Source organism: Thioalkalivibrio paradoxus ARh 1 (assembly GCF_000227685.2).
In the GTDB taxonomy this organism is placed as follows: domain Bacteria; phylum Pseudomonadota; class Gammaproteobacteria; order Ectothiorhodospirales; family Ectothiorhodospiraceae; genus Thioalkalivibrio; species Thioalkalivibrio paradoxus.
In genome coordinates, this window is record NZ_CP007029.1 from 2,875,890 (window position 1) to 2,901,503 (window position 25,614).

The following is a 25,614-nucleotide window of genomic DNA, read 5'->3' on the forward strand; positions in this document are numbered from 1 at the left end:
AGGTACCCGATGCAACGCGATCTGAAATCCGGGAGCGTGCTCGTTGCGCTGGTCGCCGGTCTTGCCACAGCCAGCGCAGTACTCGCTCATCCGCCCCACCACCATGACCACCACGGCCATGGCAGTGGCTGGGAAGTTCCAGAGGCGGAGATCCACCGGGAAAACCCGATCCCGCCCGATGCGCGCTCACTCGACCAGGGCGGAGTGCTGTACGCGGAACACTGTGTGCGCTGCCACGGTGAAACGCTGCGCGGAGACGGACCCGACGCGCATGATCTCGACCCGCCGGTCGCCGATCTGGTCGAGCACGCGCCCCATCACTCCGACGGCGATCTCGCCTACCGCGTGCGGATCGGGCGCGGTCCGATGCCAGGCTTCGGGGATGCGCTCGACGAGCGTGACATCTGGGATCTGGTGAACTTCATGCGGGACCGAGCCCAGGGTGCGGCGCTGGCCGGAACCAACGGCCATTCCCCTGACCACGCTGCCGGCGATCACCACCACGGCGATCACCACCACGGCGATCACCACCACGGCGATCACCACCACAGCGGTCATCATCACTAGCGACGGACTGCGATCCGGCCCCGGGGGGACCGGATCGCAGCGATTCCCTCAGGACGAGGCCGGATCCCGCCCGATGTTGTACTGCCGCATCTTGCGCCAGAGCGTCGTGCGGCCGATGCCGAGCGACTTGGCCGCAGCGGTCAGGTTCCATCGGCAGCGCACAATGCTTTCCTCGATGATCTGACGCTCGTGCCGCGCCAGGCTGCCATCCGCCGGCGCTGCTTCCTTGGATACAGCTGTCGGTGCAAGCGGGGTGCGCGCAGGCCGCTGGAGGGTCTCGGGAATATCGGCAACGGTGATCCGGTGCCCGCGGCAAACCGCCGCGGCCCACTCCAGCGCATTCTCCAGTTCGCGCACGTTGCCCGGGTACTCGGCATTGCACAGCACCGACATGGCCTCGTCCTCCACCGTAAACCCATCACAGCCGTCACCGGCCGGCAGGCGCTCCAGGATGCGCCGCACCAGCACCGGGATATCTTCCCTGCGCTCACGCAGCGGCGGCACCCGCAGTCGGGCGACATTCAGCCGGTAGAACAGATCCTCGCGGAACTCCTCGCGTGCAACCGCTTCTTCCAGATCCGCGTTGGTGGCCGCGATCACCCGCACGTCCACCGCCTGGGTGGTGTTGCTACCGACGCGCCGGACCTCGCGATCCTGCAACGCGCCGAGCAGCTTCGCCTGCATGTTCGCGGGCAGCGTGCCGATCTCATCCAGGAACAGCGTGCCATTGTGAGCCTCCTCGAACAGACCCCTGCGGGCCTGTGTCGCCCCGGTGAAAGCACCCTTCGCGTGGCCGAACAACTCGCTTTCCAACAATGGCTCGGGCAGCGCCGCGCAGTTCACCGACACGAACTGCCCGTTAGACCGTTCGCTGTGATGGTGGATGGCCTTGGCAATGCAACTTTTTCCGGTCCCGGTCTCGCCGGTGATCAGGGTGGTCAGGTGAGTCGGTGCCACCTTCTGGATCCGGGCCAGCACCTCGCGCATCGCAGGGCTATTCGCGACCAGTGCGCCCAGCCCCACACTACCGCTGGCCTCGGTCCGGAGCTGCGCCACCTCGCTGCGCAGCGAGCGCCCGTCGAGCGCCTTTTGCACCTTCAGCAGGATCTCGTCGTTCTTCGCCGGCTTGGTGATGTAATCGGTCGCACCGAGCTTCATCGCCTCGACCGCGGTGTCGATACTCCCGTATGCCGTCATCACGAGAACCTCGGTCTCGGGCATCCGGCGCTTGACCTCGCGCACGACGTCCAGACCCGACATTCCCTCCATGCGAAGATCCGTCAACACCAGATCGGCGGGTTGTTCCTGGAATCGTTCGACCGCCTCCTCGCCGCTCGCCGCGAGGCTCACGTTGAAACCCGCCTTCGAAAGCAAGAACTCGAGCGTGCGCCGAACGCCCCGCTCGTCGTCCACGATCAGCACTCTACCCGTCATCGCTCCCCTCCGTTCGGTGTCACCGGACCGCCGGTTAGCGGCAGAGAGACCGACACCCGCGTCCCCTTTCCGGGCTCGCTCTCCAGGTCCACGGTTCCGCCCCAGTTCGAAGCGATCCGGCGCACGATCACCAGTCCCAGCCCCACGCCGTCGGCCTTGGTGGTCTGAAACGGTTCAAATACCCGGTCCCGGATCTCCGGGGCGATTCCCGGTCCCGAATCCGACACCTCGAACCGCACCCTGCCCGCTTGCGAATTCACCCGCAGCGTCACCGGCCCCTTGCCATCGGTCGCTGCCGCGGCATTGTCCATCAAGTTCGCCAGCAGCTGCTGGATCTCGGCCGCTTCGCCGTTGAGCATCGGCAAGTCGTCGGAAATCTCTTTGTGCACGACCAGTTCCGGAAAACGCATCAGCGCGATCCTCGCGATCTGGTCGATCAACGGGCCGATTTCGAACCGTTGCTCGCGGGCGCGCGACGGGCGCGCATAATCGAGTGTATCGGACACCAGGTGGTTCAGGCGGTTGACTTCGGCTTCCATCAGTTCCAGCAATTCGCGCTGCTCGGCGGCGTCCATGCACCCTTTCTGCAAAAGCCCCAGCGCGCTGGTGATCGCACCCAGCGGGTTGCGGATCTCGTGCGATAGCGATGCAGCCATTTCGCCCAGCGAAGCGAGACGCTCCGACTCCACCAGGGTTTCCTGGGCATTCTCGAGCGCAACATACGCCTGCTTCAGATCCCGGATCAGCGCCGCGGTCTCGATCGCCAGTGCGGCCTGCTGCGCGAACAGCATCGTCTGCTCGACGAAGTCGCGCCCCATCGTCTCCGGCTCCGACACGGGCAGGAGCATGAACCCCACCAGTCGCTCCCGGGCACTGAACGGAGACAGCAGCACCGGCGTGGACTCGAGCTCGGGCTCGAGCCCATCCAGCCCGATGTCCGCAAGCTGTCCCGCCGTCAGGCACAGCGGCGCACAGTCGCACAGCAACCGCTCGATCGTGCACTCTCCCGGCCCAACGTTCCGCTGGAAGCGCTGTGGCCAGCCCGAGGACTCGGCCCGTACCAGACACCCGTAGAGTCTGCGTGCTTCCCGTTCGAACAGACAGAGCAGTGCCGGTGAGCACTTGAGCAGGTTCATCGCTCCACGGCAGACGACCGCGAGTACCGTATCGAGATCCCGAGCCGCGACCATCGCCAGCATCGTCTCGCTGAGCCCGGTACGAAACTGCGCGGAGCACTGGCTCTCCCGAAACAGGCGCCCGTGATGGATCGCAAACGCGGCTTGGCCGGCGAGGGCACGCGCCAACGCCACCTCGTCTCGTCCCAATCGCTGTCCGGGGCCCAGCAGCAGCGCAACGCAGCCGATCACCCGACTTTCCACCAGCAGCGGGATGTAGAGCGCCTCTCCCAGTTCACCAGCATCGATGCCGGACTGGATCAGCGTTTCCGGAAACCGCGGTGCGCCATCCGGCTGCAGCGTGATGTCGACGGTCCGCCGCTCGCGCACACACGGGGCCAGCGCCGGGTGTGCGGCCACTTGGAACACGGCACCCTGGAGCCCACTTTCATCCTGCGCCGCGTGCTCCGCCGCCACCGTCGCGAGCCTGCCGTCCTCCGAGACCAGATAGGCCAACGCCCAGCGAGCCTCGAGCACCTGGAGTTCGCGTTGCAGCAGGGTTTCCAGAATCCGGTCGAGGTCGATGCTCGAGGTCACCTCCCTGAGGGTTTCGTACATCGCCATCAGGTGCCGGTGCCGCTTCACCAATTCTTCATGCAACCGCGCCCGTTCCAGCGCCACGGCTGCCTGATTGGCAAACACCTGCAAGCGCACCGAATCCTCGGCCACCGGAAGGTAATCGTCGCGGTAGTCGAAGCGGATGCTGCCGAGGACACGGTCGCGCCCGACCAGCGGATGCATCAACCGCAGATTCCCACTACCCCGGTACCCATTGCCGGGTGTGGTGCCCCCGGTCTCGGGCCGCCCGAACCGGTCACGGTCTTGGTCCTGCACGATCTCGACACCCACGACGCCCGGCAGGCGCCGGGCCGCATTCAGGATCGATTCCAGCACGGCCTGAGTGTCCAGTGACCGGCTGATGTCCTCGAGGATCGCCGCATGCGCTGCCAGCATCCGGTTGTCGTCTCGAATCCGGCGGTTGCTGTTCTCGACCGACTGCATCGCACCCAGCAGCCGCTCGTGATAAAACTCGAGTTGCCGGAACCCCTTCACGAACTCGATCGCGAGCATCACGATCAGCACCGCCACCACCCCCACGCGGACGCCGTGCCAGATCCACCAGTTCACGTCCCACAGGCTCGAATACGGAAACATGAACTCGCTCTGGGCCAGGAGCAGCATCACCACCGCGAACACCAGGAACACCGGCTCGCGCACGCGCAGGAAATCGGCCAGCAACGCGATGCCGACCACGAGAAACAGCGCCCCGGCACCCAAGTTCATCGCGACGGCCAGCGGCGAGAACTCGCCATACACCAGCATCGCCGGCACTCGTTCGCTGAACTGCGCGGAAACGAACACAACCAGCATCGTGGCCAGGAACACGCCTGCCAGCGGCGCTACGGACCCCGGCCGGCACCAGCCGAGCCTTGCGACCACGAGCGACAGCGCCAGCAGTGCCGCCCCCGAAACCGCCGATAAGGAATGGAACCAGACGAACAGCACCGAGCCCGGCGGCGCCGCTGCATGAGCAAGCGCGAACACCCCCATCGCGATGAATGCATACGCCATCACCGCCAGCCGCGCGTTGCGATAGCGACGAGATTCCAGGAACAGGATCACTGCGACCACCAGGGCCATGAAGCCGTAGAACAGCTCCAGCAGCAGATGGGCGCCGGTGTTGTGGTGGTGCACATCCGCGGCCACGGGCCACAGGAAGTGCTGCGCGAGCACCGCCAGCGGCGGCAGCAGCACGACCAGCACGGCGATCCCGAGTTGCCCGAACGGCACACCCGAGGCGAAACCGCCTACGGCGCCGGCTCTTGCGCTGATCAACCCGCTCCCGGGCTGCATCGATACCTGACCTTGTTCCAACTCGCTCCCCCGCTCGGCGGGCGCCCCGGCCCGAATTCGGGCCGGGGCTGCGCACGCACCGGCATACCGGCACGCCCGCAGCTCGCGCAGTGGTCACCTCGAGTCGGAGGCAACGCGCACCGGCCGCTGTATGCGTTCGAAGCGGTCCGTCGCGTCATCATGATAGCGTAGTTCCAGCGTACCCCAGCCCGTGGGTCCGTCAACCCTGAAGCCGAACCGTTCCCGAACCGATTCGCCAGGCTCGATCGCACGTTCGTTGCGGACCGTTGCACGCACCCAGGCGCGGTCGAAGCCCAGCGTGTCCAGTGCTGCCCGCAACTCTGCGTGCTCCGCCGGTACTGGATCCTGTGCCGCGAGCGGTCCGAGGTCGCGGATGAACTCTCCATACCCCCTCGGATCCCCGCCTTCCGGGACGAGCCGGATCCCGTTGTAGAACACGTGCACCGCCCGGGTCCCATGGTTTTCCAATGTCACGGTGACGGCAAGCAGCCCCTCGGTGATCCCTTCCCCGACGAAGACTTCCTCGACCGCGTCCACCTCGAGCCCCAGCGAACCGTCGCCCTGCCCGCAACCGCCGAGCAGGGCAACCGCCAGCAGCAGTGCCCAGGCGGGCCAGCGAACACTGATGCCGCCCACCATCATCAGTGTGGCGGCATCGGGATGAACAACGGCGCGCCATCCCCCCCGAACCGATGCCTGCGGGCCAACGCTTCGACATCCGCGTCGGGTGGGCGGAGGTGGACATAGTACCAGTCGGTGCGCTCGACGATGTCATCCTGCGGCTCGGCTTCGGGGCTCAGGTACATCGTGTTGTCGAACCGGATGTGCATATAGCCTTCAAGCATTTCGTAGTACTCGTCATAGCCATCCGCCTCCATCAACAGGTCGAGGTGGATGCGGTCCGACAGGTTGATGACCGAGCCCGGCACCCTGGAATTGCCGTCCTCGGCTGCCTCGACCGGGATCTGCTCCCAGCGAGGCCCCACCTGCAAGTAGCCGCGGACCGACGGAACCATGAAGTACATGTCGTGTTCCGGGTAGAGGTTCTCCATCCAGATGGTCACGCGATAGCGTCCGTCCGGGTCCATCGTGACCTCGTCGAGGTCCGCGCGCAGATGGCGCCAGGCCATCCGCTGAAGTTCTGCCATGCGTTGTTCGCGCGCTTCGACCAGGCTGGTCTGATACGCGCCAACGCCCCAGTCGAGCAATGTCAGCGAGCCGGCAACGATCGCGATCCAGAGCAGCAGCCTGCCCAGAATGCGTTTCCAGCCATACCGGCGCTTGCGTACCCGGTTGCGCGGCGGGCGCTTGCCCTCGGTCGTGGCAACGCTACCCATCACGCCGCTTCCTCGAGCGGGCGCCCGTCGTCGATCCGAATGCAGCGCCGGGTACGGTCACCGATCTCCTGATCGTGCGTGACCAGCACGATGGTGTTACCCATCGTGTTCAGTTCCTCGAACAGATGCACGATGTCCATGCGCGACTTGCGGTCCAGGTTCCCCGTAGGCTCGTCCGCGAGGATCAGGTCGGGTTTCTTCATCAGCGTCCGGGCGATACTGACCCGTTGCGCTTCGCCTCCGCTGAGCTCGTGCACCATGTGGTCCGCCCGCTTCCGCAATCCCACGCGTTCGAGGCACTCGAGCGCCGCCGCGCGATCACCGCGGCTGCGCGCGCTGAACGCTCGCGGCAGCATCACGTTTTCGATCGCAGTCAGCGACGGCATCAACCGGGGATCCTGAAAGACGTAGGACACTCGTCGGCGGCGGACCTCCAGCAGCTGCCGTTCGGACAGTTGGTCGATCCGCTGACCAGCGAGCCAGACCTCCCCGCTGCTTGGGTGGTCGATTCCACCCATCAGGTTCAACAGCGTCGACTTTCCCGAGCCGCTCGGCCCCATGATGGCGACGTATTCGTTACGGACGATCTCAAGGTCGACATCCTCGAGCGCGGCCACGCGCTCGTCGCCGGTCTTGTAGATCTTGGAGACGCCCTTCAGTTGTACGATCGGATCCACGTTGACCTCCTGGATTCGCCTGGTTTCAGAGAGCCCGGAAGGCCTCGACGGGACGCGCCTGGCAGGCACGGAACGCTGGATAAAGCGTCGCCAGCAGGCTCGCCACCAGCGCCGACGTGACCGCAAGCGCCACGTGTTCCCACTGCCACCGGATCACCACGTCGGGCATGACCACCGGGCCCAGCAGATGCGCGATGCCCGCTCCCAGCAGGTAACCGAGCAAGCCACCGATCACGCCGATCAGCGCGGCCTCGTACATGAACAGTCGCACCAGTTGGCCGTGCGACGCCCCGAGCACCTTCAGCAGGCCGACCTCGCGGATTCGCGCATGCAGCGACCCCATGATCATGTTGAAGACCGCCATGCAGGCGATCACGAACGCCATGACCACGAACCCGACCACGGTGGCGAACACGTTGCTGAAGATCGCCGCCTGGGCGGCGGCGACGTCGCGCTGCGACGTGGCACGCACCCCGACCACGCCCTGGTTGATCGCGAGTTCCGCTTCACCGACCGGGCAGTAGTTGCACATCGCGCGAACATTGATCAGCGATACCTGCCCTTCCCGGTTGAACGCCCGTTGCACTGTGGGCAAGGTGCCGAAGGCCATGTAGTCGTCCGGCGAGTTGGTTTCCTGCAGGATCCCCGCGACCCGGAACGTCTGCCCCGCGATCTCGACTTCATCACCGGCGTGGATACGCGTCGCCGACGCGAGGATCTTGCCGAGCATGATCTCGTCGTCGCGTCGCAGCAGATCGCCGACATCGACCTCCCACCAAAACTTCGCGATGTACTCGTTCCTGGGTTCGATCCCGGCAAACACGATGTCCCGCCCCTTCAGCTGCGTCTCGGCGTAGACCCTGGGCGCGAAAGTCGGCGGGTCGACCTGCTCCTGGTCGCCCATGAATCCCTCGATCAGGATTAACGCGTTGCGCGCACGCCAGCCCTCGATGATCGCCTGGTCGTAGACCTCGCGGATATGCGGAATCGCATCCTCCGGTATGTAGTGCTCGCCGCCGATCCCGAAACCCTGCAGGCTGGTCTCATTCGTGGTCGCGGGAAGAATCGTGAGCTGGTGGCCATAGCGGTTGATGGTCTGGGTCAGATCCTGGTACCCGCCGCCACCTACGGTGATGGTCGCGATCAGCAACGCGACCGCGAGCGCGATGCCCGAAGCCGTGTAGAGCGTCCGCATCTTCCTGCGGCTCACCTCGCGCAGTGCGATCTGGATGATGTTCATAGCATTCTCCCGTCTTTCATTTTCAGGACACGATCGGCCCGCTCGGCGAGCGCGTTGTTGTGCGTGACCATCAGAAGTGAGGTGCCATCCTGGTTCAGCGTCTGCAGCAGCAGGTCCATGACTTCGGCCTCGGTCTGCTCGTCGAGGTCGCCGGTCGGCTCGTCGGCGAACAACAGCGTCGGCCGGTTGATCAGCGAACGGGCGATTGCGACGCGCCGCTGTTGTCCGCCCGACAGCTCGCTGGGGTAGCAGTGGATCTTCTCCGTCAGCCCGACGGTGTCGAGTAGCGCCTCGGCCTGGGAATACACGTCGGCCGAGACGCGTTTCCTCCCGAACATTCGCGGGAGAACCACGTTGTCGAGCGCGGTCAGGGTCGGAATCAGGCTCGAAAACTGGAACACGAACCCGATACGTTCGTTGCGCAACAGCGATCGGCGCGCATCCCGTTGCCCCCACAGCGATTCATCCTCGAAATAGACGGTTCCCGAGGTCGGCCGCGTGAGCCCTCCCAGCATGCTCAGCAGGGTCGACTTGCCGCTGCCGGAGTGTCCGATCACCGCGACGAACTCACCCGGCGCGATATCGACCGAGACGGCGTGGACCGCGTGGATGCGCTGGTCCCCGATCACATAGGACTTCGACAGTTCTTCGCCACGCAACAACATCATTCACCTGCCCGAATCGCGTCGTAGGGTTCCAGTCGTGCGCCCGAGACCGCCGGGTAACTCGCGCCCAGCGTCGCCACCAACAGCGCCATCAGGACCGCGGCGCCGCCCATCAGCGCGATATTCTCGACCGGCGGCCAGAGGAACGGGATGTTCAGCAGTTCAAGGTGGAACCCGATCGTGCGGCTGAACATCCGTAGCAGTACCAGCCCAAGCGCGACCCCGGCCAACCCGCCCGCGGCCCCGAGCATCGCCGACTCGGTGAGCACCAGGTTGAACACCCGGCCCTTGCGCGCGCCGATCGCCCGCAGCAGACCGAGCTCGCGCCGGCGTTCATTGATGATCGTGGAGAAGATCGCGCTGATCATCAGGATATTGCCCAAAATCAGCACGCCTGTGAGCAGCGCGGTGCCGGCGAACAGCGCGACCACGTTCTGGCGCACGCCGGTCACCACGTTGCCGGCGGTGACCACCGAGATGTTCGGGTTTTGCGCCAGTGCGAAACGCACGTGGTCCGCATTCGCACCGCCCTCGAGCCGCACCAGCACTGCGGAAATATCGCCCGGACCGAAACCAAGCTCGACGTCGTCGTAGTCGCGCGACGCCTCGGCCAGCGCGTAGGCGTCGGCAAGATCCAGAAAGATCGCATTGTCGGACAGGCCGATGCCGGTCCGGTCGAGCTTGCCGTACACCGTGAAGTAACGCCCGTAGTAATAAACACTCTCACCCAGCTCGAACTGGCTGGCTCCGCCGACGACCACGTCCCCGGGCTGCATCTCGCGGTTCAGATGTTCGTTGACCCAGGGCATCACGGTGAAGTCGTTCTCCCGGTCGAAACCGACCAGGAACGCGTCACCGACGATGCAGTGCTCGGCATCGGCGGTGGTGAGAAAGAGCTGCGACGCCACGGTGTTCACGCCCTGCAGCGCGCCGACCTCCTCGGCCAGATCGGCCTGCATGTAGAAGGTCGATGGCTCGCCGGTGAGCAACGCGCGCTCCATGCCCACCATGGTGCCCCGCGGCACGACCATCAGGTCGGCCCCGAGCTTCGAGAATCCGTGGTCCACGCTGCGCTCGATGCCGTGCATCAGCGTCGCGGTGGCAAATACCGCTGCGGTCGCGATTCCAACCGCAAGCACCAGCGCGGCCGTGCGAAACGGCTTGCGAAAAAGGTTGTGTGCTGCCAGCGTAAAGAGATTCATTCCGCCCCCCGAGCATCAAAAGAGCGGCCGCCGGACGGCGGCCCCAATGCGCACGACGATGTCAGGTCGTGGTGGAGCGGCTGATCCGCAGGTCCTCCAGCGTGCGGGGCACGATCACGTTGTCGTGGTGCCCCATCGGGCTGGGCAGGAAGCCGAGGACCTCGTCGGTCTCGGTTTCCATGACCACGATCGCGGACGCCGTGTTCTGGTAACCGGAAAGCGTGCCGACGACGAACTTGCCGTCGTAGGTAATCGCCAGTGTATGCATGTCGGGGCCGAGGTCGACCTCCTTCAGCACTTCCCAGTTGACCGCGTCGATCACAGCGATCCCGTTCGGGGTCGGCGACGGCCACCACATCGTGACGTAGATCTTCTTCGCGTCCGGCGTGAACACCATGTGGAAGGTGTTCGGGTAGGCGCCGCGCCAATCGGGGCTCTCGACGACCGCCTTCTTCTCCCAGGTCGTGGGGTCGTCGTGGTTGGAGCTGTCCCAGACCATGATGTTGTTCTGGCGCAGGCTGTTCATGAACAGGAAGCTCTGGCCGTCGGGCGAGAAGCCCGCCTGGTGCCCGGCACTGATCACCTCGGGAATGTCCACGGTCCAGGTGTCGTCATCGACCTTGACCAGCTGGAACTGCGAAGGCGTGCCCTTCGGCCCGGCGAGGACCGCCACCGGCACCTGGTTCTCGCGGTCGAACACGACGCAGACACCAGGCAGACGCATCGACGCGACCGCCCACTTGCCGCGCGGGTCGAACACCAGCGCATCGTTCGCAACGGAGTGCAGCGGACGATCGCCCGAAACCTTGCCGTCCTCGATCGCGAGCTCGCCGCCAGGGACGAGTTCCCAGTCGATCTTGTTGCCCTTGGAGCCCTGCAGGTCGTAGCGACCGCCGGGCAGCGTCGGCTTCAGGCGTTTGATGGTCATGGTGCCGCCGTCGAGCCAGGCGCGCTTCAGGTCCTTGACGTTCGGATCCCAGTCGAAGGCCCAGGCGTATCGGACCATATCGGTCTCGCGATCGAACTCGGCGCAGATGTCCTTCTGCCCGTCGCCCACTGCATAACCGTCGGCTTCGGGGGTGATCGTCACGTGCACACCCAGCCCCAGACCGCTGACCTCGGCGGCATCGCGCTGCAGGTTCATGCGCGTCCCGTCGTACTTGATGCGGTAGATCTTCATGCCCTCGCCCGGGTCTTCCACCGTGACCGGCACACCGTAGATGAACAGGTTCTTGCCGCCCTGGGTGTTCACCACGAACTCGAACTCCTTGTAGGGGTCCGGGGACGGGAAAGCCGCCATGTGGTGCATGATCGGGCAGGTGTCGCCGTAGTTCCACGCGGCCAACCAGGCCATCGTCCAGCCGGTGCTGAGGTCAGTGGCAGCGACCGTGCCGGAGAACTTGCCCGGGGCAACCAGGACGTACTTGCCGAGCTGGTCGTAGAAGTCCTGGACCTTGACGTACTTGCTGCCGCTGCGGCCGAAGATCTGCGCCTGGGCGTCCTGGGTCACCAGACCACGGACGCTCTCGGGCATGAACGGGGCGGCGGCGGTGGCAGCGAACGCGGCGCCAGTGCCGATCCCGACGGTCTTCAGAAACTTGCGCCGGGACTCCGATGCCCCCGTGTCCTCCACGCTACCTTCGGCGGTCTCCGCGGCGATGTTTGGCTCGGACAGATCCTTGCCATCGATATGGTCGGAATTGCTCATTACAGACTCCTCCAAGTAGGTGATGTGCTACCGAAAAGCACTGGCGGCCGTTTCGCATTCCGGGCAATCGGCGGCCAGCAGACCGCGTTCGTCGCGGTGACCAGGGCGTAGCGAGATCCGTGCCAGCACAGCTGCGGCGCGGCGTGGGGCGGAATTTCCGGAGCTACCCGGCGTCGGCGCGTTCCACCCTGAAACAGCCTGTTCCGTTCCGGTCCGGTGAAACGCCTTTTCGCGCAACGCCGGAACCGAACCCGCGGGCCCCACGGCAAAGAACAAGGGGCGCAGCGGTCCGGCACGCTTTTCGCATGCAGGTACTCCATCCGCGACGCCGGGGCCCGATGCGCCGGAGGGTCTTCGCCCCCAGCCAGCTCTCCGCACGGACGGCCGCGGCGCCGCGGACCTGATTGACCCACGACCAACGGAGGCAAGCGATGTACGCAACCAAACCAGGACTTGCGCGCCTGGCACCCGCAGTACTGGCCGCAGCGGTTTTCGTCGCGACACCCGGCACGGCCGACGCACACGCACACCTGCGCGCGGCCGACCCGCCCGAGGCGATCGTCGATGCCGCCGGACTCCGGGAAATCCGCCTGGTCTTCAGCGAGCCCGTGGTGGATCGCTTCAGCACGTTCCGGGCGTTCCGCCTGAGCCTTCCCGAGAACGGCATCCGCAATCTGACCCAGCTCAATACTCTCGCCTCGGAGCTGGGGGTCGACACCGAGGAGAGCGCCCACCACGAAGTCGAACTGGAGAGCGACCTTTCCTCGCAGTCGGCCGAGGTCACCCTGCATAGCGATGAACCGCTGCCCGCGGGGGCCTACGCGGTGGTCTGGCGGGTGCTTTCCGTGGACGGGCACACGACCACCGGCTTTCATGCCTTCGTGCACGCGGGTGGGACCGCCTCGAGCCACTGACCCGTGGAGTTCTTCTGGACGACCCTGGTGCTTGCGGGACTCGTGTTCCTGCTGGCACCGGGGTTTGTGCGCTACGCAATCCTTCCGCCCGCTGCACCGGACCCGGTCATTGGCGGCCGCCGGCTGTTGCCCTGGGCCGGCGTCGCGATGCTCGCGGCGGGCACCGTGGGCGACGTGCTGCAGGTGGTCTGGACTGCGCTCGGCACGCTCGACCCGGAGATGACATCGGCCTATTTCACCGAAACCCGGCACGGCCGGATCAGCCTGGGCCGCCTGGGGTTGCTGGCCGCGTTCCTCGCTGCATGGCAGCTCCTGCCACGGCGTGCTAGCGCGGTCAGCCACGCGTTTCTCGGCGCTGGCCTGGTGCTGAGCGTCAGCCTCACCAGCCACGCCGCCGGCGACGGCCAGCACCTGCTGGTGGCAGCCGACGCGGTCCATCTCGCGGCGGTCGCTGCGTGGGTCGGGACCGTGGTCTGCCTGGCACTGATGCCCGTATGGAGTCGGAAGCCAGTACCTGCGTGGCTGCCGGAGGCCATGCGCCGGACGTCGGCCGTCGGCCTGGTCGCGGTCGTCGCGGTCCTGGTCACGGGAACGTATGGGATCTGGTCCCACTTCTGGAGCCCGGCGCAGGTGCTGGGCACTCCCTATGGCCAGGCGCTGCTGTTGAAGCTGCTCCTGGTCGCGCTGATCCTCGGGATCGCCGCACTCAACCGCTGGGCACTGGTTCCGGAGGCTGCGCGCACTGGCACAGCGACTCGGCTCGGCTGGTCTGTCCGCGTCGAGGCGGGATTGCTGATCCTGGCGCTGGTCGCCGCCGGCTACTACGTGACGCGGTCGCCGCCAGGGGAGCCGTCGTCGCTACTCGATCCCGTGGAACTGGCGGAGCAGCTCGGACCCTATCGAATCGACGCGGCCTTTGTTCCGGCCGACCCGGGCTTTCGCCTGCAGCTGGAGGTCACCGACCTGGAAGCCGTGCCGCTGGCCACAGACCCTGGCGTGCACCTGGTCCTGGACATGACGGACCATCGCATGGTGCCGTTGCGCCCCGCGGTGGAACGGATCGGTCCCGGCCAGTACCGCGCCCGTGACGTGTTCACAATGCCTGGCCGCTGGCAGGCCCGGTTGCAGGTCGGCGACGAAACCATGCTGTTGTTCCTGGATGCGCGGCCGTGAGCTGCGGCGGAAGAACGCGGCCAGCGCGGCTGCAGACCGGCACGGGAGTTGCAGCATTTCCCCCACCTGGGACGGGCCGCGATGCCGCGGCCCGTCGGTCAGGGCAGCCGCGGCCACCGTTCATGGGTTAGACTCGGGATCCTGCGGGCGCCCCCGGCATCCACTACTGCAAGCCAACCCTCTGACATTCTGGAGAATCCACTATGGGAATCGGCGGTATCAGCATCTGGCAACTGGCCATCATCCTCGCGATCGTGGTGCTGCTGTTCGGCACCAAGAAGCTGCGCAACGTCGGCGGCGATCTGGGCAGCGCTCTGCGGAACTTCCGCAAGTCGGTGAAGGAACAGGAAGACGGCCCGGACTCCCTGGCCACCGAGCAGGAAACGAAAGGCGACGACGCTGCACGCCCGGTGGTCCTCGCCCAAGCCGGTGCCGATGCGCCGGGCCGGGCTGGCGATCGTCCCTGACCCGCCGCTCCCCTGAAGCCGCCCCCGGGACGCTGCGCGGATCCAGGGAGCGGCCCAGCGACGTGTCCGCACGGATGCCGATCCCGCGATGATCGACGTCGCCATCGTCGCCTTCGCCACCTTCTTCGTGACGGTGGGGCCGGTGGATGTGGCGGTGGTCTATGCCGCGCTGACCCCGCATCACCCGGAGTCCGCGCGGCGGACCATGGCCATTCGCGCGACGCTGGTGGCGACCGGAATCCTGCTTACCTTCGCGCTGGTCGGTGAAACGCTGCTCGGCTGGCTGGGGATCTCGCTTCCGGCGCTGCGCACTGCGGGCGGCATACTGTTGCTGCTGATCGGGATCGACATGGTATTCGCGCGCCAGTCCGGCGGCGTTTCCGCAACGCCCAGCGAAACCCGGGAGGCCTCGCGGCGGACGGACATCTCGGTGTTTCCACTGGCGACACCGCTGATTGCTGGCCCGGGCGCGATGGGCGCAGCGATCCTGCTGATGGCCGGCGCCGCCGACTGGCGGCACCAGGCCACGGTGCTGGCCATGCTGCTGCTGGTGTTGCTGCTTACCCTGGTCTGCCTGCTGGCCGCCGTGCGCATCCAGCGGTTTCTCGGCGTCATTGGTGCCCAGGTGCTCACCCGGATACTCGGTGTGCTGCTGGCCGCACTGGCCGTGCAGTTCATCTTCGACGGAATCATGGCCAGCGGCCTGCTCTCCTGAGCGTCGCACGGTCCCACGCCCCGAACGTTTCACAACGAAACGTTCCGTCCCGATCCCGAAACACTGTCCGCGCCAGGCCGCCGCAGGAATCGGCCCTGGCCTGCGCGTCCGCGTCGGGCACGTCGTTTGCTTGTTTCCTGGTCGAGCGGCCCGCCGCGGCAGGCCCTGCCAGCAGACGCCCAGCGTACATCTCTCATGCGCCGGTGCGCCTCGGGACAGGGCCACCGGGGGTGCCCGGGTCGGCAGCGGCCTGGGCCAGTGCCCGTTGTCCCGGGTCGTGGCAGCGGGTCCGGGGCTCTGCTCACCCTGTTGCCCCGAGCGCCTGCGATCACACGCTGCGCCGCCGCGGTGCCGTACGCATCACGCAGCCCTGAACGAGAAACGAGACGGAGAATTCCATGGCCAGTGACTTCGATGATCTGCTGATTGGCGAGTCCCCGGAGCTGCGGGCGGTGGTGAACGCGGCCCGTATCGTGGCCGAGGTGGACGTGACCGTACTGGTTCACGGGGAGAGCGGGACCGGTAAGGAATTGCTTGCACGCGCGATTCACGGCAGCAGCCGGCGCAGCCACGCACCGATGGCGACGATCAACTGCGCCGCGTTGCCGGAACAACTGATCGAGTCCGAGCTGTTCGGTCATCGACGCGGCGCCTTCACCGGTGCGACTGCTGACCAGCCGGGACGCATCCGCAATGCCGCCGGGGGTACGCTGTTTCTCGACGAGATCGGCGAGATGCCACTTGCGAGCCAGGCCAAGCTGCTGCGCTTCCTCGAAACCGGCGAATGCCAGGCGATCGGCCAGCCCAAACCCGAAAAAGTGGACGTACGCGTGGTCGCCGCCACGAATCGCGACCTGCTCACCGAGGCGCGCAAAGGCCGGTTCCGGGAAGACCTCTACTATCGTCTCCACGTGGTGCCGCTCGAACTTCCACCACTGCGCGAACGTCGGGGCGATGTTCCGATCCTGATCGAACACCTGACGCGCACGCTGGCACGGCAGCACGGCCTCCCTCCACCGAGTTATCGGGCCGATGCGCTGCAGATCCTGTCTCGATACCACTGGCCAGGCAACGTACGCGAACTTCGCAATTTCTGCGAGCGCACGCTGATCCTGCTGAAGGGTCAACCCGTTCACGCCGGCAACCTGCCCCGGGAGTTCACGGAACCCGTGGGTGGAGCACCCGCCGGCGGCTATGCACTGCCTGACCAGGGGGTACACCTCGAGACGTTCGAGGTCGACCTGATCCGCCAGGCCCTGCGGAAGACGCAGGGCAACCGGACGCGTGCCGCACAACTCCTGGGGCTGAGCCGCGATACTCTGCAGTATCGCCTGAAGAAATACGCGATCGCTTAGCCTCCTGCACCCCGGCGGGGCACGCTGAATGGACCGTTTTCCTGGATACCGCAGCACCGCGTCCTGTCGCTGGGAACGCGCCCGATCGGGGCTTGGTCGGCAATCCGGCGCTCACAATCTGCGCTCGGAGAGCCGAAGACCGTCTGCCTCGCAATGGTGTGCGGTTCACGTCTCTACTCGCTCATCGGCCGATCGAAACGGCCTATGCCTGCTTTCACTGCCCGCGGCCACTCGACCGCCATGAAACGGCGGTCCGGAATGCGAGTGGCCAGCGGATTTCGGTAATCACCTGGAGAATGTGCTGTCGTTGTCGGTATTCCCTCCGCTTCGTCTGGATTGCGACAGGTCAAGCAGGCTGCGTGCCAACTCGCACCAAGACCCAATATCAGTGACTTAGAAACGCGCGACTGGCCGACTGCCGGCGGACCGTGTCTTTTCACACACCTTGGGGCGCGCCAGATCCCACACCTGCAGGCACCCCCACACCCGGCTTCGCCGGCATGGTGACCGATTCACTGCGTCACCCCAGGCCGGGCTGTCTCCCCGCCGCCGATGCCCCTAGAATGGCGCACACGGGAGACGCCGCACGGCTTCGAACGCCGCACACCTCGTCTTGGTGGCTCCCGCAGCGGTCTCCCCGGGACGACACTCGCCCGCTGCGGCATCGTCGGCAAGCCATTAGGAAGGAGTCTTGGAACACAGCATCGCCATAGCGTTCCTGATCGGGCTCGCCAGCACCCTGCACTGCGTCGGCATGTGCGGGGGAATCAGCGGCGCACTGACACTGAGCCTCCCGGAGGACGTGCGAAAGCGACGGACGCGTCTATTCACCTTCGTCCTCGCCTACGGCCTCGGGCGCATCGGAAGCTACGCGCTGGCAGGCGGCATCGCGGGTGTGGTTGGCGCCATCCTGCTGCGCGGTGGCGGCGACACCGGCGCGCTCCACCTCATTGCCCAGCTGTTCGCGGCCACGATACTGGCCGGCATCGGCCTGTATCTTGCCGGGTGGTTCCCGGGATTCGCGCAGTTGGAACGCCTGGGCGCACCGGCCTGGCGTCGAATTGAACCTTGGGGCCGCCGCCTGCTGCCGGTGTCGTCGCCGCTGCAGGCCCTGCTGTTCGGGGCCGCCTGGGGCTGGCTGCCATGCGGTCTCGTCTACTCGATGCTGATCTGGACCCTGGCCACTGCGGACGCCCTGCAAGGAGCCCTGCTGATGCTCGCATTCGGCGCCGGCACTCTGCCCGGCGTGATGGCCGCAGGAATCTTTGCCGCCTGGCTGGTCCGGCTGGCACGGGCGCCACATCTGCGCCAAGCCATCGGTCTGCTGATCGTGATCGTCGCGCTTGCCACCATCGTCTATTCGCTAACGGGCAGCGTGAACCACCACTAGCCAGGATCAACCCGGCCCCTGTCTGGGCACCTCGCAGCGCATCCCGGCATCCCGCGCGGGCGATACCCAGCCCCGGCCCGGAGCCGATGGCCGATACCGCTGGTCAGCCCTGGCCTCGGCTGCCGCAGGCGAGATTGGCCAACCCCAACTGCTGGACCGGCCAGCACCCAGGGTCGCACTGAAACGCCACGAGTCGCCCACGTACTCAGGCAGCCGGGAACCTTACTGGTTGACCCAGCGGCCCTGTGCGTCGCGGCACGCGGTGCCGACGATGGTTTCGGGCCGGCCATCGATCTCACCGTGGATGCGGTACTCCCGGCAGTCCTGCCCGGCAGACTGGTACGTCCGCACCGGAGTCGCCTGGTACTGGTGGCCCGTGTTCGGGTTGTTCCAGGCCACCGTTCGGTTATCGGGAACGGTCTCGAGCGTATGGTAGACTTGGCGCTGGTCGGTCGCATCCATGCTGCGGCCAATGGCGCCGCCGATCATCGCACCGGCAAGCGTGCCGGCAATGATCGCCGCGGTGCGACCGCTTCCGGCCCCCACCTGGGTTCCCAGCAACCCCCCCAGCACACCGCCAACGGCGGCCCCGGTCTGCTGCTGTGTCGGCTGAGTGGCGCAGCCCCCCAGACTTACTGCGAGTATTGCCAGTACTCCGGCATGCATGAGCTTCATATCGTCACCTCGTTGTACCTACCGTATCGGCACGAAGGTCCAGTCGCCGTCGTTGCCAGAGAGCGTAGTCGAAACTCCCTGAACGGGAGGTGAAGTCCCCTGAAGTTTCGGACATTATCCGTTCGGGCACGGTCGCGGTCGCCCAGGTCTTCCGGGACTTGGCCACCTTGGTAGGGGTCGGCCCATAGCGGGCAACAACCGCACGCACAGTTCTGTCCGCAACCTGCTCGAATGTGAACCCCCGCGGCACCGTGGCGACACTGCGCAGCGCACCACGAAATCAGTTGCCCGGGGCATCATGCTCTCACCCGAGACCTGAACCGGGGCCGCGACGTTGGTCGCCAGGCTCGCGACGGCCGGGGCGGCTCCGCCACAGCTGTGCCCTGCAGACCCGGTGCGCGGGATTGCCCTGGATCGTACCAGCATTTCCTACCGAAGAACCCGAATCTCGATACCGAGATTGAGCCGGGCCCACGCCCGGTCGGCAGTAATCACCGGCAACCCCTTGTCCATCGCCAGCGCCAAACACGCCCGGCCGGCAAGCGACAAACCATGATTCCGGGTATGGGACCAGAGCCATGCAGCCGTCTCGGCCTGCTGCGACGTGAAAGGCTCGAATCTCACCCCCACCTCGGTGAATTCCTGCCCCATCCCTGCGACATCCACGCCTTGTCGTAGCGATTTCTGCAGGAGCTCAGACCAATTCACCACAGAGACGCGGGCACCCTCCAGGGCTGGAGAAACCTTCTCCCCACCCGGTTCATCATGCAGGAACGCCAGCAGAGCCGAGGCATCGAGGACCACGCTCACCGCTCCCGGTCCTCCCGCGCTGCTTCCGCACGCCGTTCGGCGATCAGTTCCTCGGCCAGTCGGACATCCCCCGATATGTGCCGAAACCGGTCGCGCAATCTCTTTTCGACGGTCTCTCGACGTTCCAGTACCAGACTTTCACCGACTGCTCGGGCAACCAATCGGTCTCCGGGCTTCAGCTTCAGCGCCTTGCGTAGGCCGGCCGGTATCACGATCCGGCCTTGGGCACCAACCTGAACCTCGTTCTCACCGACTGCCATGCGCATGACCTACGTTCCACGCTTGACGAAGCGTGGCACCCCCTCGTTCTGATGTCCACTCGCAAGCCATCCGGCCACCTCGTTTGGAAATTTCGCGCAGTTCAAAGTATCGTCCACTCATCTACTAACTGTCATGGCGCGGGCAGCCACCCCATGAGGATGAAAGTGGCGTAGGCGTAGGGCGGAAAAGGCCGAAGGCCGTCATCCGCCATCCGGCGCCCGGGTTGCCGCAGGCGCCGGGGAGGCGCGAACGCCGAGCGGCGGATGACGCTGCGCTTTTCCGCCCTACGGGTCGCCCGGGACACGAGACAGGCCGTGACTTTCACGCTAACTGTCATGGCCTATGTGGCCACCCCCGATGATGAAAGAGGCGTAGGGCGGAAAAGGCCGAAGGCCGTCATCCGCCAGCTGGCGCCCGGATTGCCGCAGGCGCCAGGGAGGCGCGAACGCCGAGCGGCGGATGACGCTGCGCTTTTCCGCCCTACGGGTCGCCCGAGACACGAGACAGGCCGTGGGTGAGTCGGCCACGGGAACTGCCCCCATGGCCGCTCGCAGAACCCGGCGTGAGCCTCTCGACTCACCGGGCTCCCATTGTTCCGACCACGAACGCCCCGCGCCCGCACCAATGCGGAAACAACGCGGGGAATCGGCGCTTGACGCGCGCAAGCCAGGCAAACGCCCGGTGCTTATGCCCGCGCAAGCGTTTGTATTTCCTCATGGCCCAACGAACAATCACCCGGTCGATATGAGCCGCGACCGGCTGAAATTCGGATCCACGAAACCGACAGTAGTACGCCATCCAGCCACGAATGCGAGGAGCCAGATACTCCGCGAGAGACCCAAGAGACAGGTCACTTCGCAGCGAAAGTCGACGCCGCCGCAAAGACTGGCGCATCGCGGTCATCGACTGGCGACTGACCGCAGGCGTAAACCCAGTGCGGACCTTGCCATGACGAGTTAGGATGCGCCGGGGCCTAAACGTGTAGCCCAGGAAGTCGAACTGTATATGGTCGTGGGTTCCGGTTCGCCTGCTGTCCTTGCAATACACCACCCGGGTCTTGTCCGGGTGCATCTCCAGTCCGACCGCGGCCAGCCGCTCCTCCAAATGCGTCCGCATTTGCAGCGCTTCGGCCTCCGTTCGGCAGTGCAAGATGCCATCATCCGCGTAGCGGCAAAACGGGATATCGGCGTGGAAGCGTGATAGCCAGTGGTCCAATGCGTAATGCAGAAACAGGTTGGCAAGAATCGGCGATAGCGGCCCGCCTTGCGGCGTACCCATCGTCCGCGCCTGCCCCGACCCGTCCCGCATCTGCATCGGCGCCGCCAACCAACGCTCCACGTACAGCAAAACCCATTTTTCCGAGCAATGATACCTGAGTGCTTTCAGGAGAAGGCCGTGGTCGATGTTGTCAAACAGGCCGCGAATGTCATATTCCAGCACCCAGTCGCGCTCCCAGCACCGTTTGCGGGTGATGGCAAGCGCATCGTGCGCTGATCTACCGGGCCGGTAGCCGTAGGAGTCCGCATGAAAAACGGGCTCCAGGATCGGCTCCAACACGAGCGCCACCACAGTCTGGGCGATGCGATCGCCGACCGTCGGGACGCCCAACATCCGCTCACCTCCAGATTTCTTGGGAATCGGTACCGCTTTCACCGACGGCGGAAAATAACTGCCCGATGACATCCGATTCCAGATCCGGTAGAGATTCCTGCTGAGGTCACGATCAAACTCCGCGATCGTTTCCCCATCCACACCGGCCGCTCCTCGATTGGCCTTTACGCGCTGGTATGCCTCCCACACCAGCATCTTGGAAATATCAAACGGTCTCATTGGTGCCACGGACTCATCCTCCTCTCGAAGTTGGTTCGTGACCCAATCGGAACAACTCGATCCCTTCGCTCGGCGGCCATTACAGACGCTTCGTCGCTCGTACGGATCGATCCGTCCTCGGCTCGTGCATCGGTACTCTCCGTCTCGCTTTTCTTCACTTGACGTTCTCCCTTCACATCACGATCCCGAGTTCCCGCAGTTCCACTCAAGCGCCTGAATCAAACTCGCGCCATCTCTATGCCGGACATCATCCACCCAGTAAACAGGTTTCCGGTGGATTGCTCCCAAAAGTAAAAGTGGCCTTTGGTTTTGATGTCACCTATCAGTTTCGACACCTCGACGATGGTTCGTGGTCACTCGCCTTCTTGATTCGTACCTGACATACCACGTGGGTATGCCTTTTCCCTCGATGCTCACGACAACGGTCTTCAGCCAATGCCGCTCGGGGCGGTTTGGAGCCGGCCCCTGTAGGCAGACTCCGGAGGGTCGGTCCCTCCATCACTTGAGCAGCTTCTAGTGCTTCATGGCAGACTCCTGTCATCCAATCCGCACGCTGCGGCACACACTTTCACGCTAACTGTCATGGCCTATGTGGCCACCCCCGATGATGAAAGACGCGTAGGGCGGAAAAGGCCGAAGGCCGTCATCCGCCAGCTGGCGCCGGGGTTGCCGCAGGCGCCAAGCAGGCGCGAACGCCGAGCGGCGGATGACGCTGCGCTTTTCCGCCCTACGGGTCGCCCGAAACACGAGACAGGCCGTGACTTTCACGCTAACTGTCATGGCCTATGTGGCCACCCCCGATGATGAAAGAGGCGTAGGGCGGAAAAGGCCGAAGGCCGTCATCCGCCAGCTGGCGCCGGGGTCGCCGCAGGCGCCAGGGAGGCGCGAACGCCGAGCGGCGGATGACGCTGCGCTATTCCGCCCTACGGGTCGCCCGGGACACGAGACAGGCCGTGACTTTCACGCTAACTGTCATGGCGCGGGCAGCCACCCCATGAGGATGAAAGAGGCGTAGGCGTAGGGCGGAAAAGGCCGAAGGCCGTCATCCGCCATCCGGCGCCGGGGTTGCCGTAGGCGCCGGGGAGGCGCGAACGCCGTACGGCGGATGACGCTGCGCTCTTCCGCCCTACGGGTCGCCCGGGACACGAGACAGGCCGTAACTTTCACGCTAACTGTCATGGCCTATGTGGCCACCCCCGAGGATGAAAGAGGCGTAGGGCGGAAAAGGCCGAAGGCCGTCATCCGCCATCCGGCGCCCGGATTGCCGCAGGCGCCTGGGCGTTACGAACGCCGTACGGCGGATGACGCTGCGCTATTCCGCCCTACGGGTCGCCCGGGACACGAGACAGGCCGTGACTTTCACGCTAACAGGCGGTTGAACCCCCTCGCCGTTCGCGATCTTGGTCGGAGTGCGGAGACAGGAGAGGGAACGTCAATGCGCGGGAAGCGCGGCACGCAGGTCGATGTCGAGATCCCGATCCGATGCACCGATCTGGGCATGGGGGTCGTACTTGTCCGGGCAGAACGGGAGCCCCAGCCGGCCGCGCTCCACCGGCCCCAGGGTGTCGATCTGCAGCGGGTGGCTCTGGCTCGTGCGCGCATGCATGACGCTGTCTCTCCCGTTACCGATGCCCTGCCTGCTCTCCAGCATACGGGGACTGGCTCAGGAAGTGAGCCAGCCCGTGCGCCCAGTGCAATTCTCGAGCGCAAGCACAGGGTCACTCTGTGAGCCACCGGCCCGACCATGCTGGTAGCTCCACCGGGTCGCTGACCGGAGGGGTGCTGGCGGTACTGGTTTCAGCGCTCGCCGAGGGGCGCACGCTCACTCAGGGACTGGCGGATGCCAAGGACTGTCCGGTCCAGAGAGCCGGTCACGAGGAGACCCTCGGGGCGCTCGAGCAGGCGGAACGGCTGGCGGCATCGACGAGCGCTCCGGCAGCCGCGATCGCCGAGCTCGGCGAGGGCTGGATCGCCGAAGAGGCGCTGGCCATCGCGGTCTACTGCGCGCTAGTCGCCCGCGACTTCCGCCACGGCGTGGTCCTGGCCGTGAACCACGACGGCGACTCCGATTCCACCGAGGCCATCACCGGCAACCTGCTGGGGGCCCGGTACGGAGTGAGCGCGATTGCGGCCGAGTGGCTCGAGCCGCTCGAGTTGCGGGAGGTGATCGCCAAGATCGCGGAAGACCTGTTCGCGTTCCGGGAGTGGCAGTTGGGCGCGTCCAGCGAAGACGACGATCGGAACCGGCGGATCCGGGACAAGTATCCAGAATAGTGGAACGGGCTGTCGGAGCGACCGTGACATGGGAGCTTGGCGGGGCTTGGCAAGCATTGTCACTCCTGACTATCACGCAACCGCCGCAAACTGGAACCGGCCGTCTTCGAAAACACCGTCATCGCGAGAAGCGAAGCCTTTGGCCGCGAGCGAAGCGTGGCGGGAAGTGGCGACCCAAACGGCGTTAGTCCTCCCGACGCCGCCTGGATTGCTTCGCTACGCTCGCAATGACGACCTACGCAGAGCGGTGCCGCACTCGCTGTGGAGGTTTCGTGATAATCAGCTTCCCAACCCCGGCCGTGCCGGGGCAGGCGTTCACGGAAAAACGGGGCTGGGGTGCGGCACATTGGCGATCTCGTACCCCATTGATTTCACAACAAGTATGTCGTTTGTTTCTCAAGAGCTGGTCACTTGGAGGCGCGATCATGATTGGGGCCATCGCAGGGGACATCATCGGATCCGTGTACGAACACCGTCCGATCAAGTCGAAGGCGTTCAACCTGTTTGATCCGCGGTGCCGGTTCACGGACGACACCGTGCTCACGGTGGCGCTCGCTGACACCCTGCTGACGGGCACGCCGTACGTGGACAACCTGAGAATTTACCATGACCGGTATCCGGACCGCGGCTACGGCCGCAGCTTTCGCCGCTGGGCGCGCAGCCCTTCCCCGGCGCCCTATGGCAGCTGGGGCAACGGCGCGGCCATGCGGATCAGTCCGGTCGGCTACGCCTTCGATGATCTCGACACGGTGCTTCGGCAGGCCGAGGCATTCACCGTCGTCACGCACAACCATCCCGAGGGGATCAAGGGCGCGCAGGCGGTGGCTGCCGCCATCTTCCTGGCCCGCACCGGGGAGACCCGGGACGCCATTCGCGACACCATCGAAACGCGCTTCGGGTACGATCTGAACCAGCACACGGACGCGATCCGGCCGGGCTACACGTTCGACGTGTCGGCGGCAGGTACCGTCCCGCAGGCGATCCGCGCCTTCCTCGATTCCACAGACTTCGAAGATGCGATCCGCATCGCGATCTCCCTGGGCGGCGATGCCGACACGCTCGCGTGCATCACCGGAGGGATCGCGCAGGCGTTCTACCGCAACGTTCCGAATAGGATCCAGGTGCCGGTCTACCGGATCCTGGACGACCGGCTCGGGCAGACCGTGCTCCGGTTCATGCAGCGCTACGCTGAGTTCTGCCGCGAAACTTCGGCAGGCAACCAGAAAGGAAAAAGCCCGTCAGAACATGGAGCATAAGCGCCTGTTCTGACGGGCTTTGACTTGCTGTTACAGTGAAATGGCGGAGCGGACGGGACTCGAACCCGCGACCCCCGGCGTGACAGGCCGGTATTCTAACCAACTGAACTACCGCTCCAGAAATCGTGATACATGCTGGTGGGTGCTGACGGGATCGAACCGCCGACATTCGCCTTGTAAGGGCGACGCTCTACCAGCTGAGCTAAGCACCCTGCGAAAGCTCGCTAGTTTACTCGATCCTTTAGGGCTTTGCCAGCCTTGAACGACGGTGTCCGCGAAGCCGCGATCTGGATGGCTTCGCCGGTGCGCGGGTTGCGACCGCTACGCGCCGGCCGCTCGCGGACCACGAAGGTGCCGAAACCGACCAGCGACACCTGGCTTCCATCCGCCAGTTCATCGCCTACCACGTCGGTTAGCGCGTCGATCACGCGCCCCGCCTGCGCCTTCGGGACATCCGCCCTTTCGGCGATCGCATCAATCAGTTCGGATTTGTTCATGCACGGATTCCTTGTTGTTCGTGATTTTTGGGAGTGTGGCCAGGCTGCCCCATCACGAGGACGAACGGCATGGCGCGCTGCAATACACCAGGGTTTTATACGGGATACCGCCTATTC

27 protein-coding genes, 2 tRNA genes and 1 pseudogene are annotated in these 25,614 nt (G+C 65.4%); 9 read left to right on the forward strand and 21 right to left on the reverse strand.

Going from position 1 to position 25,614, the window contains the following annotated elements; genetic code table 11:
• The first annotated feature begins 9 nt into the window (after positions 1-9).
• Positions 10-567, forward strand: a complete 558-nt coding sequence (locus THITH_RS18145) for a c-type cytochrome (RefSeq protein ID WP_006748979.1) — start codon at positions 10-12, stop codon at positions 565-567.
• A 48-nt stretch (positions 568-615) separates the two neighbouring features.
• On the opposite strand, the gene THITH_RS12880 is transcribed toward THITH_RS18145, so the two are convergent.
• From THITH_RS12880 to THITH_RS12920, 9 genes are all read right to left on the reverse strand, one after another.
• Positions 616-2,001 carry a sigma-54-dependent transcriptional regulator gene (locus THITH_RS12880; protein WP_006748980.1) on the reverse strand — a complete coding sequence of 462 codons (1,386 nt, stop codon included), beginning with the start codon at positions 1,999-2,001 and terminating at the stop codon, positions 616-618.
• Positions 1,998-4,967 carry an ATP-binding protein gene (locus THITH_RS12885; RefSeq protein ID WP_025367552.1) on the reverse strand — a complete coding sequence of 990 codons (2,970 nt, stop codon included), beginning with the start codon at positions 4,965-4,967 and terminating at the stop codon, positions 1,998-2,000. Before THITH_RS12885 ends, THITH_RS12880 begins: the two co-directional genes overlap by 4 nt.
• Positions 4,968-5,144: 177 nt before the next feature.
• On the reverse strand, positions 5,145-5,693 hold the full coding sequence (locus tag THITH_RS12890) for a hypothetical protein (protein ID WP_006748982.1): 549 nt from the start codon (positions 5,691-5,693) through the stop codon (positions 5,145-5,147).
• Positions 5,693-6,388 carry a hypothetical protein gene (locus THITH_RS12895; RefSeq protein WP_006748983.1) on the reverse strand — a complete coding sequence of 232 codons (696 nt, stop codon included), beginning with the start codon at positions 6,386-6,388 and terminating at the stop codon, positions 5,693-5,695. The genes THITH_RS12890 and THITH_RS12895 overlap by 1 nt, the downstream gene beginning before the upstream one ends.
• Entirely contained in the window at positions 6,388-7,065 is a 678-nt protein-coding gene (locus THITH_RS12900; RefSeq protein WP_006748984.1) for an ABC transporter ATP-binding protein, read from the reverse strand. Before THITH_RS12900 ends, THITH_RS12895 begins: the two co-directional genes overlap by 1 nt.
• A gap of 25 nt (positions 7,066-7,090) precedes the next feature.
• A complete protein-coding gene (locus THITH_RS12905; RefSeq protein ID WP_006748985.1) occupies positions 7,091-8,305 on the reverse strand; it encodes an ABC transporter permease in 1,215 nt (404 codons plus the stop codon).
• Positions 8,302-8,973 (reverse strand): ABC transporter ATP-binding protein, encoded by a 672-nt coding sequence (locus THITH_RS12910; protein ID WP_025367553.1) that lies wholly within the window; start codon positions 8,971-8,973, stop codon positions 8,302-8,304. The genes THITH_RS12905 and THITH_RS12910 overlap by 4 nt, the downstream gene beginning before the upstream one ends.
• Positions 8,970-10,172, reverse strand: a complete 1,203-nt coding sequence (locus THITH_RS12915; protein ID WP_006748987.1) for an ABC transporter permease — start codon at positions 10,170-10,172, stop codon at positions 8,970-8,972. Before THITH_RS12915 ends, THITH_RS12910 begins: the two co-directional genes overlap by 4 nt.
• A gap of 61 nt (positions 10,173-10,233) precedes the next feature.
• Complete coding sequence (locus THITH_RS12920) at positions 10,234-11,880, reverse strand: YncE family protein (protein ID WP_006748988.1); 1,647 nt, start codon at positions 11,878-11,880, stop codon at positions 10,234-10,236.
• Between the two features lie 431 nt (positions 11,881-12,311).
• Here THITH_RS12920 and THITH_RS12925 point away from each other — a divergent pair, with 431 nt between their 5' ends.
• The 6 genes from THITH_RS12925 to THITH_RS12950 all read left to right on the forward strand — a co-directional run bounded on the left by THITH_RS12925 (position 12,312) and on the right by THITH_RS12950 (position 17,894).
• Positions 12,312-12,794, forward strand: a complete 483-nt coding sequence (locus THITH_RS12925) for a copper resistance CopC family protein (protein WP_006748989.1) — start codon at positions 12,312-12,314, stop codon at positions 12,792-12,794.
• 3 nt (positions 12,795-12,797) lie between these two features.
• Positions 12,798-13,967 (forward strand): CopD family protein, encoded by a 1,170-nt coding sequence (locus THITH_RS12930; protein ID WP_006748990.1) that lies wholly within the window; start codon positions 12,798-12,800, stop codon positions 13,965-13,967.
• Positions 13,968-14,170: 203 nt separating this feature from the next.
• Positions 14,171-14,434, forward strand: coding sequence for a twin-arginine translocase TatA/TatE family subunit (tatA, locus tag THITH_RS12935; RefSeq protein ID WP_006748991.1), 264 nt, complete (start codon positions 14,171-14,173; stop codon positions 14,432-14,434).
• 88 nt (positions 14,435-14,522) lie between these two features.
• Positions 14,523-15,149: a MarC family protein gene (locus THITH_RS12940; RefSeq protein WP_006748992.1), complete on the forward strand. Its 627-nt coding sequence runs from the start codon at positions 14,523-14,525 to the stop codon at positions 15,147-15,149.
• 398 nt (positions 15,150-15,547) lie between these two features.
• Positions 15,548-16,504 carry a sigma-54 interaction domain-containing protein gene (locus tag THITH_RS12945; RefSeq protein WP_006748993.1) on the forward strand — a complete coding sequence of 319 codons (957 nt, stop codon included), beginning with the start codon at positions 15,548-15,550 and terminating at the stop codon, positions 16,502-16,504.
• A gap of 691 nt (positions 16,505-17,195) precedes the next feature.
• Positions 17,196-17,894, forward strand: coding sequence for a sulfite exporter TauE/SafE family protein (locus THITH_RS12950; RefSeq protein WP_006748994.1), 699 nt, complete (start codon positions 17,196-17,198; stop codon positions 17,892-17,894).
• A 222-nt stretch (positions 17,895-18,116) separates the two neighbouring features.
• Here the strand turns inward: THITH_RS12950 and THITH_RS12955 are convergent, their stop codons facing one another.
• From THITH_RS12955 to THITH_RS18585, 9 genes and pseudogenes are all read right to left on the reverse strand, one after another.
• Positions 18,117-18,569 (reverse strand): RT0821/Lpp0805 family surface protein, encoded by a 453-nt coding sequence (locus tag THITH_RS12955; protein ID WP_006748995.1) that lies wholly within the window; start codon positions 18,567-18,569, stop codon positions 18,117-18,119.
• Positions 18,570-18,998: 429 nt separating this feature from the next.
• Positions 18,999-19,379: a PIN domain-containing protein gene (locus tag THITH_RS12960; RefSeq protein ID WP_006748996.1), complete on the reverse strand. Its 381-nt coding sequence runs from the start codon at positions 19,377-19,379 to the stop codon at positions 18,999-19,001.
• Positions 19,376-19,639: an AbrB/MazE/SpoVT family DNA-binding domain-containing protein gene (locus THITH_RS12965; RefSeq protein WP_025367555.1), complete on the reverse strand. Its 264-nt coding sequence runs from the start codon at positions 19,637-19,639 to the stop codon at positions 19,376-19,378. Before THITH_RS12965 ends, THITH_RS12960 begins: the two co-directional genes overlap by 4 nt.
• A gap of 131 nt (positions 19,640-19,770) precedes the next feature.
• Positions 19,771-19,977, reverse strand: coding sequence for a hypothetical protein (locus THITH_RS19755; protein WP_006748998.1), 207 nt, complete (start codon positions 19,975-19,977; stop codon positions 19,771-19,773).
• A complete protein-coding gene (locus THITH_RS19375) occupies positions 19,967-20,182 on the reverse strand; it encodes a hypothetical protein (protein WP_084222668.1) in 216 nt (71 codons plus the stop codon). Before THITH_RS19375 ends, THITH_RS19755 begins: the two co-directional genes overlap by 11 nt.
• 34 nt (positions 20,183-20,216) lie before the next feature.
• Positions 20,217-21,470, reverse strand: coding sequence for a group II intron reverse transcriptase/maturase (gene ltrA / locus THITH_RS12970; protein WP_041483389.1), 1,254 nt, complete (start codon positions 21,468-21,470; stop codon positions 20,217-20,219).
• 573 nt (positions 21,471-22,043) lie between these two features.
• Positions 22,044-22,250 (reverse strand): hypothetical protein, encoded by a 207-nt coding sequence (locus THITH_RS19760; RefSeq protein ID WP_084222669.1) that lies wholly within the window; start codon positions 22,248-22,250, stop codon positions 22,044-22,046.
• Positions 22,240-22,446: pseudogene (locus THITH_RS19380) on the reverse strand (hypothetical protein). Before THITH_RS19380 ends, THITH_RS19760 begins: the two are co-directional and overlap by 11 nt.
• 456 nt (positions 22,447-22,902) lie before the next feature.
• Positions 22,903-23,076: a hypothetical protein gene (locus THITH_RS18585; protein ID WP_006748867.1), complete on the reverse strand. Its 174-nt coding sequence runs from the start codon at positions 23,074-23,076 to the stop codon at positions 22,903-22,905.
• A gap of 119 nt (positions 23,077-23,195) precedes the next feature.
• Between THITH_RS18585 and THITH_RS12975 the strand changes: the two genes are divergently transcribed.
• Together THITH_RS12975 and THITH_RS12980 are read left to right on the forward strand one after the other, a co-directional pair.
• Positions 23,196-23,744, forward strand: coding sequence for an ADP-ribosylglycohydrolase family protein (locus tag THITH_RS12975; protein ID WP_006748868.1), 549 nt, complete (start codon positions 23,196-23,198; stop codon positions 23,742-23,744).
• 272 nt (positions 23,745-24,016) lie between these two features.
• A complete protein-coding gene (locus THITH_RS12980; protein ID WP_198019447.1) occupies positions 24,017-25,000 on the forward strand; it encodes an ADP-ribosylglycohydrolase family protein in 984 nt (327 codons plus the stop codon).
• Between the two features lie 41 nt (positions 25,001-25,041).
• Here the strand turns inward: THITH_RS12980 and THITH_RS12985 are convergent.
• The 3 genes from THITH_RS12985 to THITH_RS12995 form a co-directional block, all read right to left on the reverse strand.
• Positions 25,042-25,118: transfer RNA gene (locus THITH_RS12985), tRNA-Asp, on the reverse strand.
• A gap of 18 nt (positions 25,119-25,136) precedes the next feature.
• Positions 25,137-25,212 (reverse strand) — tRNA-Val (locus THITH_RS12990).
• Between the two features lie 12 nt (positions 25,213-25,224).
• A complete protein-coding gene (locus tag THITH_RS12995) occupies positions 25,225-25,596 on the reverse strand; it encodes an HU family DNA-binding protein (protein WP_332254803.1) in 372 nt (123 codons plus the stop codon).
• Between the last annotated feature and the right edge of the window lie 18 nt (positions 25,597-25,614).